Genomic DNA, 16,939 nt, shown 5'->3' on the forward strand with positions numbered 1-16,939 from the left:
CGACCCCAATTCTTCCTTAAAACTTTTAAGGAACATTCTTTATATCAAAAAAATTAATGATGACAGAGAACAATCAAACAATCAAACAAAGCATATTCTCTCTTTTTAAAGACGCCGTTTTCGGAAAACAACAAGATTTTACCACAGGAAGCATTAACAAAGCCATATTTATGCTGGCCATACCCATGATTCTTGAAATGATGATGGAATCGATATTTGCCTTGGTAGATATCATTTTTGTATCAAGAGTAAGTGTAAATGCAGTAGCAACCGTAGGGCTTACAGAATCGGTATTAACCTTAGTATATGCAGTAGCCATCGGGTTAAGTATGGCAGCAACCGCTTTAGTAGCCAGAAGAACAGGTGAGAAAGACATTGAAGGAGCCAAACAAACGGCTGTACAAGTAATATTGTTAGGAATACTGCTTTCTATTTTAATTAGTTTTATTGGAATCCTATATCCAAAAGAAATACTCGGATTAATGGGAGGAGAGCCTGCCTTAATTGAAGAAGGGTATAAGTACACACAGATTATATTAGGAGGAAATATTACCGTAATGTTACTCTTCTTAATCAATGCCGTTTTTAGAGGAGCAGGAAATGCATCTATTGCCATGTGGACGCTGATTCTATCCAATGGATTGAATATTATTTTAGATCCGATTTTTATTTTCGGATGGGGACCCATACCAGCTTATGGAGTAGAAGGAGCAGCCATTGCAACCACTACAGGTAGAGGAGTGGCGGTAGTAACCCAATTATTGGTGTTGTTTTTCGGATCAGGAAAAATAAAACTAGCTCTAAAAGACTTAGTGTTGCGAGCAAATGTGATGATCAACTTGATCAAAACTTCTTTAGGAGGTATCGGACAGTTCATTATCGGTACTTCAAGCTGGGTGTTTTTAATGTGGATCATGGCAAAGTTTGGTAGTGAAGTGTTGGCAGGCTATACCATTGCCATTCGTATTATGATGTTTACCTTAATGCCAGCTTGGGGAATGAGCAATGCAGCAGCAACCTTAGTAGGACAGAATCTAGGAGCACAACAACCCGACAGAGCAGAAAAATCAGTATGGATTACTAGTAGATTATGTGCCTATTTCATGGGAACCGTATCCTTGATCTATATCTTATTTGCGCCTACTTTTTTAAGTTGGTTTTCAGACAATCCAGAGGTAATTGAAAATGGTTCATTATGCCTACAAATTATGGCGGCGGGTTATATTGCCTATGCATACGGAATGGTAATTATTCAATCTTTTAACGGTTCTGGAGACACAAAGACACCAACAATAATCAATTTTATATGTTTTTGGATGTTTCAATTACCAGTGGCTTATATCTCTGCTATTGTATTAGAATTTGGACCTCAAGGAGTTTTTTGGTCAATTACCTTGGCTGAGGTTTTAATTGCAGTCATGGGAATATGGTTGTTTAGAAAAGGAAAGTGGAAAACCGTTCAGGTATAGGAAGAGTTTTATACCTTAGCTAAATAATTACTACAGATATTTTTTAGTAAGAATAAAAGAGATTAAACAGTACATGAAACTAGATATATTAGCTTTTGGAGCACACCCTGATGATGTAGAATTAGGATGTGCTGCTACTATAGCAAAAGAAATTTCTTTAGGAAAGAAAGTTGGAATTGTAGATTTAACTAGAGGAGAATTAGGAACCCGTGGTTCTGCCGAATTAAGAGATCAAGAAGCAGCAAAGGCTGCCGAAATCTTAGGAGTGAGTGTTCGAGAGAATTTAGGTTTTGCAGACGGCTTTTTTGTAAATGATAAAGAACATCAATTAGCCATCATAAAAATGATCCGTAAGTATCAACCTGAGGTAGTATTGTGCAATGCGATTGACGATAGACATATTGATCATCCAAAAGGAAGTCAAGTAGTGTCGGATGCATGCTTTTTAAGCGGATTACTAAAGATTGAAACGGAGCTCGATGGGAAGAAACAAGAGAAATGGAGACCGAAGCAAGTATATCACTATATTCAATGGAAAAACATTGAGCCTGACTTTGTAGTTGATGTAACCGGATTTATAGAAAAGAAGGTAGCATCGGTAATGGCATACTCATCGCAGTTCTTTGATCCAAAGAGTAATGAGCCAGAAACTCCGATAACAAGCAAGAATTTTACAGATAGTGTAGAGTACAGAGCAAGAGATTTAGGAAGGCTTATAGGAGTGGATTATGCAGAAGGCTTTACCTCAGAACGTTACGTTGCAGTAGAAAATTTAAGTAAATTAATTTAAGTTTTTATTTGGTGAGAATGTAAAAAAGACATATATTTGCACCCGCAATACAAATGGTGATTGTAGCTCAGTTGGTTAGAGCGCTGGATTGTGGTTCCAGAGGTCGCCGGTTCGAACCCGGTCTTTCACCCAAAGCCTTTTCTGAAAAGAAAAGGCTTTTTTTATTTTTATACCTAAAGTAGCTACTCAAACCTTCACTTTTACTAATGGTAACCAAGAAGCAGCGTTTTTCAAATTCAAAGTATAAAACCATACCTATAAGAGTTGATTAATTGTTAGATTTACGGTTTTATAAATTATAAAACCTAATATTTCTTCACAATTGATATGATTCAACTAAAACCGCTTTTAAAAGAACATGTAGTGCCATTTTATACTTGGATTAACGATGATGAGGTCATCAAATATTCTTTACCATTATTTTTAAAAATTAAAACCAAAGAAGAAATAGATGCTTGGTATGTTGAATTATTGAAGGATACCGAATTACTCAATTTAGGTATTTTCCTTGAAGATACAGGTCAATTAATTGGATATGCAGGAATTTGTAATATTTCGAGGCTTAATAAATCAGGAGAGTACTATATATTCATTGGAGAAAAGAGCTTTTGGGGTAAAGGAATCGCGAAAGTAGTAACCAAAGAAATAGTACATATTGGTTTTAATAAATATGATTTAAACAGAATATTTTTAACGGTTTCAGAACCCAATATTGGAGGAGTGAAGGCATATGAAAAAGCTGGTTTTAAATATGAAGGAAATCTACGAGAAGCTTGTTTTAGAGGTGGCAAGTTTCATGATAAAATTATAATGTCTGTTTTAAAATCTGAATGGGAAGGGTAAGCTTAGAAGGACATCTTAAACATCGTAGTAAATAATAATTTTTTTAAATTAGTTAGAAAAGTAAAGACATATAAATATGTCGGTTTCTTAACTAAATTGTTAGTGTAACATTTTGTTTTATAGGTATATAATCAAGTTAGCAGTAATTTAAAAATCCGTTAACTAAACGAAAATTAGTGTTTACTCATTAGACCTTTTTTACATAAACTGACTGAATTAAATTGGAATTAAATTTTAAACGGAGAGATTTGAAAAAAATAATACTTCTGACTTTTTTACTTAATTGCGGAATTGGAATTTCGCAAACTGAATTTCCATTTTATGAACAGATTGCGTTTGACTTTTATCAATCAACACTAATCGATTCATTTCCGACGAAAAAGAAAGTAAAAGTTTATCCATATGTTATGGATTTCCATCCAAACAGAGGAAATTTTTACCAACCAACTTGTCTCGGAATTGATTGGAAAAAAAGTAATCCGTTTAAAGAAATTCAGGAGTATGTAGAATCCCAACTGCAAATTGACTCGGACAGATTTGAATTGAACTTTTTGAAGCTCGACAAAAAGAAATTTAAGGTTAAAAAAAGAGGAAAAGGAACTTATCCAAGGCTACACATAACAGCACCACATAAAGAAATTGATGGAACTGAACGGATTTTTGTGAATATTCACGAAACTCACAAATATCTATATGTCACCTATCATCTTGAATTTAATGACAAAGGAGAAATAATAGATTGGTGTCGGACTTATGACGAAGTTATACGAACATTTTAAAAAAACTATACACAAAAAAATGTGTAATTAAATGGTTTAGGTAACTTTAGAAAGTATTTGTTAAAACCAATAACAGATAATTTTTAGTTACATTTGGTAAAAAAAATTGTAACCAATCATACGAAAATCGTTGCCCACAATATGAAAAAAATATTCCCGATAATATTAATTGCTCTTGCAGGAATTTATATCTATAGGTTGGAAAAATTGAATTCTGAACTTATGGAAATGACTGAAGAATTAGCTTTTGAAAAATTTGACAATTTTATCCATCCATCAAACAGCTTTATGTATCAAAATGGAAATCAAAAAATAGAAATGAAAATCTCAAATGGGAAAGATTATGTAATTTATGACGAACCAACTGAAACGGAATTCATAATAACTAATATTGAACCAAATGATGTCACAATTTATGGAGCAGGAGTTCGAATTATTGGAAATTCTAACGGAATATTGAAAACGGAAATAACTGCTCCAAATAATTATACTGAATCTGATAGTTTGTCAGTTAAAATCAGTATTGAAAAAAAAGAAAAAGTTGAATTTAATATTCCTTTAAAGAATATTGAATAAAACATTGTGGAAAACACCACCTAAACAGCATTAAAAGGCAGTTTATTCGAAACGTTAAATATTTTAGAAAGGAGTAATTACATAATGTCCTTATGAAAATAACTCTTTTATTTCTTCCTCTGTTAAACGTGGTGTTAATACTCCAAAAGGAGTTTTCTCAATCCCGAAATACCAATAGTACAGCTTTCTTCTCGAAGGATTGCTTGTTGTTTTTGAATCAATTTTTTCAAGAAGTTCTATTTGCTCTTTTTCTGTTAAATATTTATACATAGATATGAAACTAAATTAAAAAAATCGTTAGAAGTCAATATTATCAAGAGAGTTGTAATAATGATTCTAAGATTTGGTGTCTATATAGTAACCAAAGAAATTTTAAATATTGGTTTTAAAGAATATGATTTAAACAGAATATTTTTAACGGTTTCAGAACCAAATATTGGAGGGGTGAAGGCATATAAAAAAGATGGTTTTAAATATGAAGGAAATCTACGAGAGGCCTGATTTAGAGACGATAAATTCCATGATAAAATTATAATGTCAGTTTTAAAACCTGAATGGGAAGGGTAAACTTAGAAGGACATCTTAAAGATCTTAGTAAATAATAATTTTTCTAAATTAGCTAGAAAAGGAAGATATATAGATATGTTGATTTTTGTTTACAAATAGTACGTGTGTTGACGTATTTTATGTCTATATAAACAAGTAATGTAACATTTGATAAAATGCGAATAATAGAGATAAACGGAAATAAATTTTCAAATATGAAAGGATTTTATCGAGAAATAGAATCGAAAATGACCTTCGGACTGAATTGGAAAATTGGACGTAATCTAAATGCGTTTAATGACGTACTTTATGGTGGGTTTGGAGTTCACGATGTTGACGAAAAATATATTTTAAAATGGCATCGAAGTGAAAAAAGCAAATCGGAACTGAAATATTATAACGAAATAATTGAAATCATTAAAGAACACGAAAATATTGACTTACAGTTGACTTAAATGGTATTTTGGAAAACTGAAAATAAGATTGAACCCAAAAGGATATTTTACTCAAAAATTAAAGAGTATTATGTTGGACCTGTATACAAGCAAGTCCCAACTGACTTACTCTATGAAATTATTTAAAAAGTAAAAGACCAAATTTATAGTAACTATAAGAGATTTTGGAAACAATATCCTAAATCAAGAAAAAGATATTTGACTTTAAAAATGGATGATATTGAACATCCTTATGCCCATTTTATGATTATCGAATTTTTAAATGAAAAAGAAATTTCGAAATCAAGGGAATACTCGAAAGTTCTATTCAAAATGAATGACGACGAATTCGACAAACATTTAGATTATAAGGAGTGGTATGAAACAAAATAAAAAACTAAGCACAACAATGTTTACAATGAATTGCTTGTTCATACCTATTTTGGAATTTCCGACTTGGTGTGTATTTGCAAAGTTAAGTGTTAAACCACGCAACTACTCATAGCCGAGACCCTTATGTGCAAGCTGAAAAAATATTTGCATTAGAATAATATGACCGAACAAGCAATAACAAAACAGATAGGGAAACCTATAGAAATAGATTTTCGTAAACCGAAAGCAATCGGAAGTACTGGATTTTATTTAAAGTCATTTAAAGCCAGAAATTCTGATTTGGAAAATCTAAAACTAGATTCAAAATGCAACTTTGAAAAGCGGACTAATGGAATTTTATTACGTGCTAATTATTCTAATAAATTAACTTTAATTCCAATTTCAAGAGAAAGTATAAATGTTATTACAGTGACAAGAGGAAAAGAGAAGATTAACCCTTTTTTTCTTTCACCAATGTGGATTTTACTTAAACTCGGAGTTTCGAAATTGTATGCTAGGTACTTTGCCTTATGGCGATTTAAAGAATACTCAATTGACCAAATGGAATTGAATTTAAAAACAACTGAATATGAAATGAAACTAATTGCAAACGGATATCGATTCGAGCGGCAATTAAGTTTTTTTGAAAGTCTGAATTATGAAAACAAGTTAAAAACGATAATAAAAGCACATAACAAACACTAAACTGCAATGAAAAAGCGGCTTAGCCAAAACGTTAGTATTGTTTAAGAAAAAATAATATGAAAATTAGAGAAACACATAGAAATGATTATACCATTTCAACTGATAAAGAGAAGTTAGATATTTCAAGCATTCATAAATTTCTTTCGAATGAAACCGATTGGGCAAACGGAATTCCAATCGAGACTTTGAGAGCATCCATTGACAACTCTTTAAATTTTGGACTTTATGACAAAAACAAACAAATAGGATTTGCTAGGATAATTTCAGATTATGCAACTATTGCATATTTAGGAGATGTGTATATTCTAGAGGAATATAGGGGAAAGGGATTGAGTAAATGGTTGATAAATGAAATAATAGAACATCCTAACCTACAGGGTTTAAGACGTTGGATTTTATTAACGAATACTGCTGAATGGCTGTATAAAAAATTTGGGTTCACTGAAATACCTAATCCTGAATTTTATATGGAAAAACATAACCCGAATGTGTACAACAGAATAGGTAAATAGTAAATATTTACTTGCTACAAACACCTTATTTAAGGTGTTTTTTTATGTTAGAAATTGTTGGGAATACTAACAAAAGACTTTGGTGTGTGTGATAAAAAAAGAATCCCACTCAATGGTTGAGTGGGAATAGGGGAAATTTCTATGAAAAAAAGGGGAATTAAATATGTTTATTAAAGGGGGCGCAAACATAAATAGATTTTAATTAACATATTGATGGGAATCCGTAAAATAAGTAAGGTTTTTCCATAAAATTTAAAAAGAACAATTATCTGAACTATTTATAAGGGAAAAGATCTTTGATAGAACTGTGGTAAATGATAATTTTTCTACTTTAGCTAGAAAGAAAAAGAGATATAGGTATGTCGATTTCTATATTAAATTGAGAATATAAAGACGTATTTTATACATATATATAAATGAACCTAAGCAAAAAAACTGAATGAAAAGGAAAATAGCAATAGGATTAGTCTTCTTTTTAATCGGAATTGGACTTTCAGTATTTCTTGAATCATTTTTGAGAAGTACAGTATTAGATTTATATCAATGGACAACAAGAAATGGAATTCAGTTTGTAGGGAAAAACTTCTTTTTATTTGCTTCCCCGATTTATTATGCTGGTTTTGGAATTACCTTTTCATTACTAACTATAGATTTATTTTCTAAACCAATTGTTTATATAACAATCAATGTCGTAACAGCAATTTTAATTTTTGCGATAATGACTATAGGAATTAGCGCTATTGATGCAATCTTAAAAATATATGAGTGTACTGCATGTGATGACGGAATTAGACAACTAAGATATAATGAAGTGAATTATGGATTAATTTTAGGTTTTTCTTCAATTATCTCTGTAATCCCAAGTTTAATAAGAATAATAAAGAATAGAACAACAGGTGTATAAAGGATATTCTTTAGAATACGTACTATACACTAAATGTTGACAGTAATTAAAAAATGAGGAAAATAAATCTAAAAGAATTTGCTCTGACTGGAGATTTTGGACCAGTAAAAATAGGAATGACAAAGGAGCAAGTTATAGAACTATTAGGCGAACCTGATTCTGATAATGATTTTGGTTCAGGCTCTACAGGGCTTTTGTATAGTTGGTATGAATTTTTCTTTGACAAGAAAACTAAAATTTTAAAATCAATTCAAAATGATCATTTACAAGCCGATTGTGAAGAACATAAAGAGAATATTCTTTTTAAAAATGATAAAATTGAGATAGATATTTGGTTTTTGAAACTTAATCAAGATTTGAATAGAAGAGAGGTTAAGGAAATTTTACAAAAACAAGAAATATCATTTTCGGAAGAGGAGTATTGGGGTAATGAAATAATTAGATTTGAAAGTGGAGTATACCTAGACTTTGATAACAAAGATGGAATTTGGGTAATCTATGAAGACGGAGAAATGAAAAAAGATGAAAGTGTGACAATAGATGATAGAGAGAATTTTGTTTTGAATGGAATAAGATATTTTCCGGATTATTAAAAGTGATTGCTGCAAATACTATATAAAATGCATAGTTATCTATTACACCTTATTTAAGGTGTTTTTTTATGCTTAAATTTTAGAAAACATATTAATACTTTAGAAAAGAGATATAAAAAAAGGAACCATTCTTAGTTCCTTTTATTCAAAATACAAAGTCCCCCGACCTTATATCATTAAGTTATTAGACGAAAAAAATAGAGAAGCTTACAATTAAGTAAGTGAAAATATATCAATAGTTGTAATAAGTGAGAACGATGGTAATAAAAAAGTACAGATAAATATTATATTCATCTGTACCAATACCTTAATGTGCAACCCCCTTTATTAGCACATATAGGAAAAAATTTGCTAGCTTTCCAAAGATACATAAATAATTATATATCAATTTCTTAACAAGAAAAGACATAAAACGAAGTTCTATGCCTTTTCATTCATAAATAAATCTGTGGGAGATTCTTTTTATTAATGATACAAAGATAATGATAATTAGAAAAGCTAAGATTAATAACAAAAAAACCCACCGAAGTGGGAACTTTTTTAGGGAAAATGATCAAAAAAAGAACATCGTGATCATTCTCTTAAAAAGGAGATTAAAGGTAAGTAAAATAAGCATAGTGAAAACACTGATTTTATATAGTTAAAAACCTGTAGAAAAACTAAGTAAAATTAAAAACGAATAAAGAAAAGAGTTAGAGAGGAAGTTTAAATAGAGATAAGGATAAAGATTATAAAACATTTATTTAGTATAATCTTAGGCAGAGAATTTAGAAGGAAGACATAAAAAAAGCGAACCGAAGTTCGCTATTTTTTAATTTTATAATCTTAATTTCCTGGTTCAGGAATACAACGACAGTTTTCATCAAAACCATAACCTTCTTGACATGGTCTTGTAAAAATACCACAGTTTGTGTTTCCACCATTAATTGATTGTTGTGCATTTTTGTTCAATACTGAACCTAAGTTTGAAATATTCTTTAACATAATTTAAAATTTGAATTTCTCAAATCTATACAAGTTAGAAATTATTCAAGATTAAAAAACCGTAAAAAAAGTAAGGATTTACCTTATTTAACTAAAATTAACATATCACTAAACCTATAATTATTTCTTTAAAGGAAGCTCTTCAAACTGTAAAGGATATGCATTAAGGTTATAGTCATATAAGCAACCAATTTCTATTTCAGAATTAATAATGTGATAATCAAATTCGTTAATAAGTTCAGCTAAAGGATAAAGGTGAAGATAAAAGTAAAGAAAATAGCGGCCAATTTAATAGAGGAAGAAACTTTTTTAGTTTCTATATATTGAGTATGAAGTTGTTCAAAGCTGTTTTTCATGTGATAAAAATACTAAAACCAAAATAACAAAAATTAGAGGTAGGAAGAGTGTGTAAAAAAGAAAAAGCGAACCGAAGTTCGCTTTTAAATAATACAATATTATACAAAACAGGCCCACCTTTTACCAAAAAAACCTATGGCACAAATTCCACCGCAATTTTCTCGACACTCAGCTAGAGAATTCCAAATTCCACCTTGAATTGATTTTTGCTCATTCTTGTTTAAGATCACACCTAAGTTTGAAATATTCTTTGTCATAATATAAGTTTTAAGTTGTTGTAAACTTAATTATAAATAAAACCAAAACTGAATTAAGAACCGTAAAATAAGTAAGGATTTACCTTATAAAAAGGATTAAAACAATGTTTTAAGAAAATTAAACCATGTAATTAGTATAAACAGAATATAGTGGTATGAGAAGATGTTATAAAAGAATTTAGATACTTCTAATAGTTCCTGTTTATCAGCAAGCTTTGTTTAATTTAAATGAAACTGAAAAAGTTTATGAGTAATAAAATTTCCTCTTATTCTGATAATTGAGAGTGCGATTAACCAAAAAGAGTGATTATAATTTTTTCATGTATAAAATTGAATCACAAAAACAAATAAATTAAAGTTGTACTGCTGTTAAGAAAAGTATGTTGAAAAAAGCGAACCGAAGTTCGCTAATATATTTAAGGACATGGTCCCATGTTAACAGGGTTCCAGTTTGGAGGACAAAAAAATATGTATTGCCCTTGAGAATTACAGTATTTAAAGCATTGTGAAGATCCTCCATTAATTGATTTCTGATCCTGCTTACTAAGCATATTACCTAGATTTACGATGGTCTTTGTCATAATTTGAAATTTAAATTTTTTAAATCTAAATATTTAAAAATCAAAAAGATATAAATATTCCGTAAAATAAGTAAGGGAAAATCATAAAGAATCAATTATCAAAATAGAATAATGATTATGTAATCAATATGTTCTTAGAAAGTAAAAGATAATACCTGTCAATAGTATAGAATAAAGGAAAAAATAATTTTTATTTCTTAATGTGCTTTTTGTATTAAATCTCCAATGCCAAGATTCAATAGCTAAAGAGATGAACAAAACAATATAGAATGAAAAATATATAGAATAAGAGTTATCTTGGGTAATGATTTTTAATAAAAAATAGGAAGTTAAAGAAGATATAATCGTTAACAAAACTAGCGAGATAATAGTTTTTCTCTTCATAACATGAGTTTTTGTGAAATAAAAATAGTAAAAACTTAATAAAAGTAAATGTGTAAATAAAAAAGCTCCTAAAGAGGAGCTTTAAAAATTAAATTTAGGAATGTATTAAGGGCTGTAATCAGAATCATAATTTAAAAAGGGATCGAAATCCCTTTTTTTTAACTAAAAGTTTTGAGTCCCCCGAATCAATATAGTCTTAGTTTCTACCTCTAAGATATATAAAGAAAGGAGTTTGTATTGTAGCAATTCGATTAGTAGATTGAGTCTATCGATAAGTGGTTGGAAGGAAAAGGTGAGTAGTTTTAGGGACAGGAACTATGATGAGTAATTAAACTTCCTTGTCCATAATTTTGGTTGGACTATTTATTGGTGTTAAAGCAAAGGTATAGAGGGAGGTCAATTATAATTATTGGAACCAAAAAGAAAAAATAAAGCGGACCTAAGTCCGCTTTTGAATAAGTTTAAATTTTTAACAAGATTCAGGAATCACAAACATGTGTTCAAAAGGAATACAAAAACCAAAATCATCATAGCAACCATCGCAACCAGGCTCGCCTTGGTTTCCTCCACTAATAGATTTTTGTACTGATTTGTTCAAAATAGAACCTAAGTTTGAAATGTTCTTTAACATAATTTGAATTTTAAAGTTTCTCAAACTTAAGGATATATAAAACTAAAAGGTAAATTTAGTCCGTACAATAAGTAAGGATTTACCTTGTTTTGTTGAAACTAACATTATAAAATAGCTATAGTTAAATCAATTTAAGGTACATTGTAGTAAATAATTTTGAATGGATTGATTAGTGTAAACGTCGATTTTAATACTAAAATTTTACATTTCAATGTGTTTTATGTCTAATAAATTAGAATCAAATTTGATAATATGAAACAGCTAAGTATAATCATATCAACCTCTGTATTATTATGGAGTTGTTCTCAAAACAAACCTAGAAAGGAAAATATAGATGTTCAAAAAAATGACAAGACTATAATTGAAACTAAAAAGGATACAAGTGAATTGATAAAAGAAATTGCAATAGAGAAAGTAGACTCGATTGAGCAATATCTAATCAAAAAAGCACCGTGTATTGAGCTTCAAGAATTTGTTGTCGATATAGAAAAATTGAATTGGGTTTCAGACAATAAGCGATTGCATAAAGTTAACATATATGAAGAGTTAGATCGGCAAAAAGTTGAATACTTTAACGACAAACCTTTTTATGAAATTAGTTTTGAAAACAGTAGTTTCAATACAACATATAATGCAGAAATTTTTGATAGCGATTTTGACTCATTAGATTATAAGCTATTTCAAGGAGTTGATAATATTTGGGGATATTTTTATAGAGATAAAAAAGCGACAAGCTCAATTTCAGATGGTGTAATTGAACAATGGGAGTTTAAAACCGAAGAAGAAGCAGAGAAAGCATTAAAACAAATTTTTCAACCTGGATTTACGATATATTTTAATACAAATCCATATTTCTGTAGAATTAGAAACAAATTGATAATATTTCAAACCAGAGCGATGGCTTTTAGTTATGACCAGAAATCTATTTTTGAAAAGTTTGTAAAAGAAAAAGCACCAAGTACATTATATGAATAAGGAGAGAAATTCTAGTGCTCTTACAAAAAGAAGTTGCTATTAGAAGAATGAAAAATAACCCTCATAATTACAATAACGAATAAAAAGGAAATCCTATGATTGGAATCATTACATACGATACGCCACACCGTAAAACACAAGACTTAATTACAAAATTAATACTCTGTGGGTATTCTAAACTTCATCTAATAGTAATTCCTTGGGTTGAAAGAAAAAATTTTGAACCAATATTTAAACATAGACCATCAAAATGTGTGGATATAAATATTGAAGAACTAGCAAGTAGATTTAGCATATCATATTCAAAAGTTGAGGTAAGTAATTTGAATACATTTTTTAAAGAAAAGATGTTTAACCATATTCTAATTGCAGGAGCAGGATTATTACCTGAAGAACTGGTTAAAAACCATAAGATAATCAATGCGCATCCCGGATATTTACCCAATGTAAAGGGGCTAGATGCTTTAAAGTGGGCCATATATCATGGAGAACCAATAGGGGTAACAACGCATTATATTTCTGAAAAAGCTGATGAAGGAGAACTAATTGAAAAAGCGACAGTACCAATTTATTACGAAGATTCTTTTCATAGCCTTGCATACAGAGTTTATGAAACAGAAATAGAAATGCTGGTTAATGCAATTAAGTGTGTTGAAAGGAAAGATTTTAGTTTAGAGTCTTTAGCTAATGACAAATACTTAGCAAACAAAAGAATGCCGCATCGTTTAGAAATGATTATGATGGATAGGTTTGAAGAGTTACGTATAAAATCAAAATCATCTCAGAAAATCTAAAATTAGAGTAATATATACTGAAAAAAGTACTATTTGAAACTATAAGTAAAAAAAGCGAACCGAAGTTCACTGATATGTTTTACGAATTGGTTGGTACACATTCGCATAAACCAAAATCCCATTTTTCATCTACTTCGCAAGACTTAAAAGGAAAACATCCACTTCCTCCATTAATAGATTGTTGTTGTGATTTGTGTAAGGTTGAACCTAGGTTTGAAATGTTCTTTAACATAATTTGAATTTTAAAGTTTCTCAAAATTAGGGATATATAAAATTAAAAGGCAGATATAACCCGTATAATAAGTAAGGTAAATCCGTAAAAATCTATAAAAGTAATAGGGAGGCCGAATCCTCAAAAACGAAAAGAAATAATAAATATAAATTTAGTGTGCTAGTATAGGTGTTAAAAAAAGAACCCACTCAAATATTGAGTGGGAAAATTGCTATGAAAAAGAACTTAAGACGTCTCTTAAGTGGTTGCGAAAATAGTTAGAATTTAATAAGTAAACCAAAGAAAAAACCATAAAAAAAGTAAGGATTTACCTTATTTAAATGAGTTTTAAAAAGTAGAGTTATAAAGATTATCATAATCGAAAAGCGCATAGGTATAATTGCAGTAAATAATAATCTTTCTATTTTAGCTTATAAAACTATAAATGAATTAATCAAGTATAATAGAAAGTATGAAGTTAAAGGAAAAAGCAACAGAAAAATTGGAAAGTGAACTAAAATTACTCAAGGTATCAACTGGATTATTAGCGGGAATTTTATCAGTTCTTTTTATTGTTTGTATTTATGGGTTATTGACAAAGGATAAGGGTGATGTTTTTAGTTCTCTAGTTGTTGTTCCAATTGCGTTAAGTGCAATTCTTCCGTCACAGTATAGTTCGATGAAAAAAATTAAAGAAGAATTGGAATCAAGAAGTAAACTTTAGTTTACAAAGATGTATATGTATATATCAAATACTATATACTAGTAATAGTAGAATGATATTTCATAATAGGTAGTCAGCATAGAAAATAAAATGCCAAACATTCTAAATAAAATTATCAATGGAAAAACTATTTGTATATGGGACTTTAGGTCCTGAAAGACCAAATGAACATATATTAAAGAATATAGGAGGAACTTGGAAAAATGGTTTTGTCTATGGTAAACTGTTCAAAGAAGGTTGGGGAGCTGAAAAAGGTTATCCTGGGATACGATTTGAAGATAAAGTTGAAATGGTTAATGGGTTTGTGTTTTATTCAGATAAGTTAAAAGATAATTGGAGAATGCTAGATGAGTTTGAAGGAGAAGCATATCAAAGGATAAAAGTAATAGTAACTCTTGAAGAAACAAAAGAAGAGGAGGAAGCATATGTGTATGCTTTAAAGTAAAGACTAACTATACAATGAGAAAATAGAAAAAATCAAAAGTAGCATATTATTATTCATAAAGTTTAGTACTAATTTAGTGTCATAGTCTTTTATATAAACAAATATTAATAAGAACCTTTAGTGGTTATTAGTTAAACACCTGTATAAAGGTGTTTTTTTATGTTAAAATGTAAGTGTCAAGTATTAAATAATTTAATAAAAAAAGCTCCCAAGGGAGCTTAATGAAGGGGTTTGCACGGAAAAATCAATTGGGGAATTTATGTTTAAGGCTGTAATGAAAATCGTTTTAAAAAAAGGGACCGAAATCCCTTTTTGCTACTAAAAATTTGAGTCCCCCGATTCAAACATAGTATTGCTACTGTGAAGATACATAAAGATATAAATGCCTATGTTGATCTTACGATGAATGGGGTCAATTCATCGTTCATTGGAATAAAAGAAAAGATAAGTAGTTTGAGAGATGCTGTATAGTACTCAAACATTAAAATTAAAATGATATAAAACTGTAGGAACAAAAAAAAGAAGCAGTCCCCCCGGAATACTTCTTTTATTTAAACTAACTAAACTATCTACTAAAAATGAAAATCAAATTTTAAACTATACCGTAAATATAAACTGAAGATAAGGTTGTAATCTGGAGTATTTGTTGAAAGGACAATTTGTATCGGTAAATGGTAGATTTGCGTATGTCAAATAAAAAAGTTGAGAGAGATATTAGAATTGAGAAAGCAGAGAAAATAAAAAAAGCAAGCCGAAGCTCGCTTTAATAAGTTTAATCTAAGCAATTTCTCAAATTACAACCTAGAGCACCAACTCTAGCACAAGGCGGGCAGTAAATAACTCCACCATTAATTGTTTTTTGCTCTTCTGTGTTTAGGGCTGTTCCTAAGTTTGAAATGTTCTTTAACATAATTTAAAATTTTTAAGTTTCTCAAAATTAAATAGATAATGTTAGACGGAATAATATAAAACCGTATAAAAAATAAGGATTTACCTTATAAAAGGAAATAAGAGTCTATAAAAAATAAAAAAAAGCGAACCGAAGTTCGCTTAATCATTATTATTTCAATAGAGAGTTAATCTATCGCATCGCATTCAACATGAGGAGCGCAATAAACAATTTCTCCTCCACGTTCTTGGCATTCAACTAAATCGCTGAAACTATGAATGAAACAAAAGAAAATACCACCATGAATAGATTGTTGCTGATTTTTACTTAAAGCTTGACCAAGATTTGAAATGTTTTGTAACATGATTTTAGATTTTAAATTTTTTAAAACTAGATAGTTGAAATTTAAAATAAGCCTATAAATCCATAAAAAAAGTAAGGGTTTACCTTGTTTAACAAAAATTAGTAAAAGTGTAAATCAAGGAAAAATTTTAAAGTTGAACACTTGTTCTTTTAAAAGCACAAAAAAGCCACGCTAGTGCATGGCCAAATGTTTACTAATTCAAAAATAATTCCAACGATAAAATGCAAAGCAAAATTAGAAATGCTTAGGTGTTTTAAAGTAAAGTATACGTTAAACTAGTATTAATAAATATGGTGAGTTTTTCAACTTTTGAGAATTTCTTTAAACAAACTGATAATATACTTTTTGAAAAGAAAAAGAAGCAGTCCTCCCGGAATACTTCTTTTATCTAAACTAACTAAACTATTAACTAAAATGAAAATCAAATTTTAAACTATACTGTAAATATACTCTGGAACTGAGATGTATAACTTAGGTATTTGTTGAAAAGGACATTTGTATCGATGAATGGTAAGTTATATAGGGGTAGATCTTTAATAGGAATAGGAGTCTTTTAAGAGTTATCGAATAGATATAAAAAAAAGTAGTTAAAATTGATTCAAAGACGGTAATACAACTTTAACAAGTCTCACCAATTAAAGTGTAAACACAAATAGTAGCATAACAAATAAGAAGGTTTAGTGATGATTATAATACAATCATCACTATCTGTGCAGGTTTGTATAACCATTATTATGAATTATACCACGCAAAATGACATGGACAATTCGTTAAAAAACGGCTATGAACATCTAGCTTAAATAACAGTTAGAAATACAAC

The 16,939-nt window shown here is 29.5% G+C and carries 23 protein-coding genes and 1 tRNA gene; 16 read left to right on the forward strand and 8 right to left on the reverse strand.

Going from position 1 to position 16,939, the window contains the following annotated elements; genetic code table 11:
• Positions 1-59: 59 nt before the first annotated feature.
• The 6 genes from Q0873_RS02140 to Q0873_RS02165 all read left to right on the forward strand — a co-directional run bounded on the left by Q0873_RS02140 (position 60) and on the right by Q0873_RS02165 (position 4,457).
• Positions 60-1,469, forward strand: coding sequence for an MATE family efflux transporter (locus Q0873_RS02140; RefSeq protein ID WP_299104331.1), 1,410 nt, complete (start codon positions 60-62; stop codon positions 1,467-1,469).
• Positions 1,470-1,542: 73 nt separating this feature from the next.
• A complete protein-coding gene (gene bshB1 / locus Q0873_RS02145) occupies positions 1,543-2,259 on the forward strand; it encodes a bacillithiol biosynthesis deacetylase BshB1 (protein WP_299104100.1) in 717 nt (238 codons plus the stop codon).
• A 55-nt stretch (positions 2,260-2,314) separates the two neighbouring features.
• A tRNA-His gene (locus tag Q0873_RS02150) sits at positions 2,315-2,390 on the forward strand.
• Between the two features lie 196 nt (positions 2,391-2,586).
• Entirely contained in the window at positions 2,587-3,102 is a 516-nt protein-coding gene (locus Q0873_RS02155) for a GNAT family protein (RefSeq protein ID WP_299104101.1), read from the forward strand.
• A gap of 248 nt (positions 3,103-3,350) precedes the next feature.
• Complete coding sequence (locus Q0873_RS02160) at positions 3,351-3,881, forward strand: hypothetical protein (protein ID WP_299104103.1); 531 nt, start codon at positions 3,351-3,353, stop codon at positions 3,879-3,881.
• Positions 3,882-4,022: 141 nt separating this feature from the next.
• Positions 4,023-4,457, forward strand: coding sequence for a hypothetical protein (locus tag Q0873_RS02165; RefSeq protein ID WP_299104104.1), 435 nt, complete (start codon positions 4,023-4,025; stop codon positions 4,455-4,457).
• A gap of 90 nt (positions 4,458-4,547) precedes the next feature.
• Here Q0873_RS02165 and Q0873_RS02170 read toward each other — a convergent pair whose 3' ends face one another.
• The gene (locus Q0873_RS02170) at positions 4,548-4,727 is read right to left on the reverse strand and encodes a hypothetical protein (RefSeq protein ID WP_299104105.1); all 180 of its coding nucleotides are present in this window, start codon (positions 4,725-4,727) and stop codon (positions 4,548-4,550) included.
• 60 nt (positions 4,728-4,787) lie between these two features.
• Between Q0873_RS02170 and Q0873_RS02175 the strand changes: the two genes are divergently transcribed.
• The 6 genes from Q0873_RS02175 to Q0873_RS02200 all read left to right on the forward strand — a co-directional run bounded on the left by Q0873_RS02175 (position 4,788) and on the right by Q0873_RS02200 (position 8,523).
• Positions 4,788-4,958, forward strand: a complete 171-nt coding sequence (locus Q0873_RS02175; protein ID WP_299104106.1) for a GNAT family protein — start codon at positions 4,788-4,790, stop codon at positions 4,956-4,958.
• A 221-nt stretch (positions 4,959-5,179) separates the two neighbouring features.
• Positions 5,180-5,458 carry a barstar family protein gene (locus Q0873_RS02180; RefSeq protein WP_299104107.1) on the forward strand — a complete coding sequence of 93 codons (279 nt, stop codon included), beginning with the start codon at positions 5,180-5,182 and terminating at the stop codon, positions 5,456-5,458.
• Positions 5,459-5,989: 531 nt separating this feature from the next.
• Entirely contained in the window at positions 5,990-6,514 is a 525-nt protein-coding gene (locus Q0873_RS02185) for a hypothetical protein (RefSeq protein ID WP_299104108.1), read from the forward strand.
• Between the two features lie 56 nt (positions 6,515-6,570).
• Complete coding sequence (locus Q0873_RS02190) at positions 6,571-7,026, forward strand: GNAT family N-acetyltransferase (RefSeq protein ID WP_299104109.1); 456 nt, start codon at positions 6,571-6,573, stop codon at positions 7,024-7,026.
• A 439-nt stretch (positions 7,027-7,465) separates the two neighbouring features.
• Positions 7,466-7,930 carry a hypothetical protein gene (locus Q0873_RS02195; RefSeq protein WP_299104110.1) on the forward strand — a complete coding sequence of 155 codons (465 nt, stop codon included), beginning with the start codon at positions 7,466-7,468 and terminating at the stop codon, positions 7,928-7,930.
• 53 nt (positions 7,931-7,983) lie between these two features.
• Positions 7,984-8,523 carry a hypothetical protein gene (locus tag Q0873_RS02200; RefSeq protein WP_299104111.1) on the forward strand — a complete coding sequence of 180 codons (540 nt, stop codon included), beginning with the start codon at positions 7,984-7,986 and terminating at the stop codon, positions 8,521-8,523.
• Positions 8,524-9,348: 825 nt separating this feature from the next.
• Here Q0873_RS02200 and Q0873_RS02205 read toward each other — a convergent pair.
• From Q0873_RS02205 to Q0873_RS02220, 4 genes are all read right to left on the reverse strand, one after another.
• Complete coding sequence (locus Q0873_RS02205) at positions 9,349-9,507, reverse strand: hypothetical protein (RefSeq protein ID WP_299104112.1); 159 nt, start codon at positions 9,505-9,507, stop codon at positions 9,349-9,351.
• A gap of 455 nt (positions 9,508-9,962) precedes the next feature.
• The gene (locus tag Q0873_RS02210; protein WP_299104113.1) at positions 9,963-10,121 is read right to left on the reverse strand and encodes a hypothetical protein; all 159 of its coding nucleotides are present in this window, start codon (positions 10,119-10,121) and stop codon (positions 9,963-9,965) included.
• Positions 10,122-10,537: 416 nt separating this feature from the next.
• Positions 10,538-10,702 (reverse strand): hypothetical protein, encoded by a 165-nt coding sequence (locus Q0873_RS02215; RefSeq protein ID WP_299104114.1) that lies wholly within the window; start codon positions 10,700-10,702, stop codon positions 10,538-10,540.
• Between the two features lie 853 nt (positions 10,703-11,555).
• Entirely contained in the window at positions 11,556-11,717 is a 162-nt protein-coding gene (locus tag Q0873_RS02220) for a hypothetical protein (RefSeq protein WP_299104115.1), read from the reverse strand.
• Positions 11,718-11,969: 252 nt separating this feature from the next.
• On the opposite strand from Q0873_RS02220, the gene Q0873_RS02225 reads away from it, so the two are divergent.
• Positions 11,970-12,692 carry a hypothetical protein gene (locus Q0873_RS02225; RefSeq protein ID WP_299104116.1) on the forward strand — a complete coding sequence of 241 codons (723 nt, stop codon included), beginning with the start codon at positions 11,970-11,972 and terminating at the stop codon, positions 12,690-12,692.
• Positions 12,693-12,787: 95 nt separating this feature from the next.
• Positions 12,788-13,486, forward strand: a complete 699-nt coding sequence (locus tag Q0873_RS02230; protein WP_299104117.1) for a formyltransferase family protein — start codon at positions 12,788-12,790, stop codon at positions 13,484-13,486.
• Between the two features lie 79 nt (positions 13,487-13,565).
• On the opposite strand, the gene Q0873_RS02235 is transcribed toward Q0873_RS02230, so the two are convergent.
• Positions 13,566-13,718: a hypothetical protein gene (locus tag Q0873_RS02235; RefSeq protein WP_299104118.1), complete on the reverse strand. Its 153-nt coding sequence runs from the start codon at positions 13,716-13,718 to the stop codon at positions 13,566-13,568.
• 451 nt (positions 13,719-14,169) lie between these two features.
• Between Q0873_RS02235 and Q0873_RS02240 the strand changes: the two genes are divergently transcribed.
• Positions 14,170-14,421 carry a hypothetical protein gene (locus tag Q0873_RS02240; protein WP_299104120.1) on the forward strand — a complete coding sequence of 84 codons (252 nt, stop codon included), beginning with the start codon at positions 14,170-14,172 and terminating at the stop codon, positions 14,419-14,421.
• Positions 14,422-14,539: 118 nt separating this feature from the next.
• Complete coding sequence (locus Q0873_RS02245) at positions 14,540-14,866, forward strand: gamma-glutamylcyclotransferase (protein ID WP_299104122.1); 327 nt, start codon at positions 14,540-14,542, stop codon at positions 14,864-14,866.
• 772 nt (positions 14,867-15,638) lie between these two features.
• Here Q0873_RS02245 and Q0873_RS02250 read toward each other — a convergent pair.
• Together Q0873_RS02250 and Q0873_RS02255 are read right to left on the reverse strand one after the other, a co-directional pair.
• Positions 15,639-15,776, reverse strand: a complete 138-nt coding sequence (locus Q0873_RS02250; protein WP_299104123.1) for a hypothetical protein — start codon at positions 15,774-15,776, stop codon at positions 15,639-15,641.
• A gap of 166 nt (positions 15,777-15,942) precedes the next feature.
• Positions 15,943-16,119 (reverse strand): hypothetical protein, encoded by a 177-nt coding sequence (locus Q0873_RS02255; RefSeq protein WP_299104124.1) that lies wholly within the window; start codon positions 16,117-16,119, stop codon positions 15,943-15,945.
• Positions 16,120-16,939 lie beyond the last annotated feature (820 nt).

It is taken from the genome of uncultured Tenacibaculum sp. (genome assembly GCF_947498805.1).
GTDB lineage: Bacteria > Bacteroidota > Bacteroidia > Flavobacteriales > Flavobacteriaceae > Polaribacter.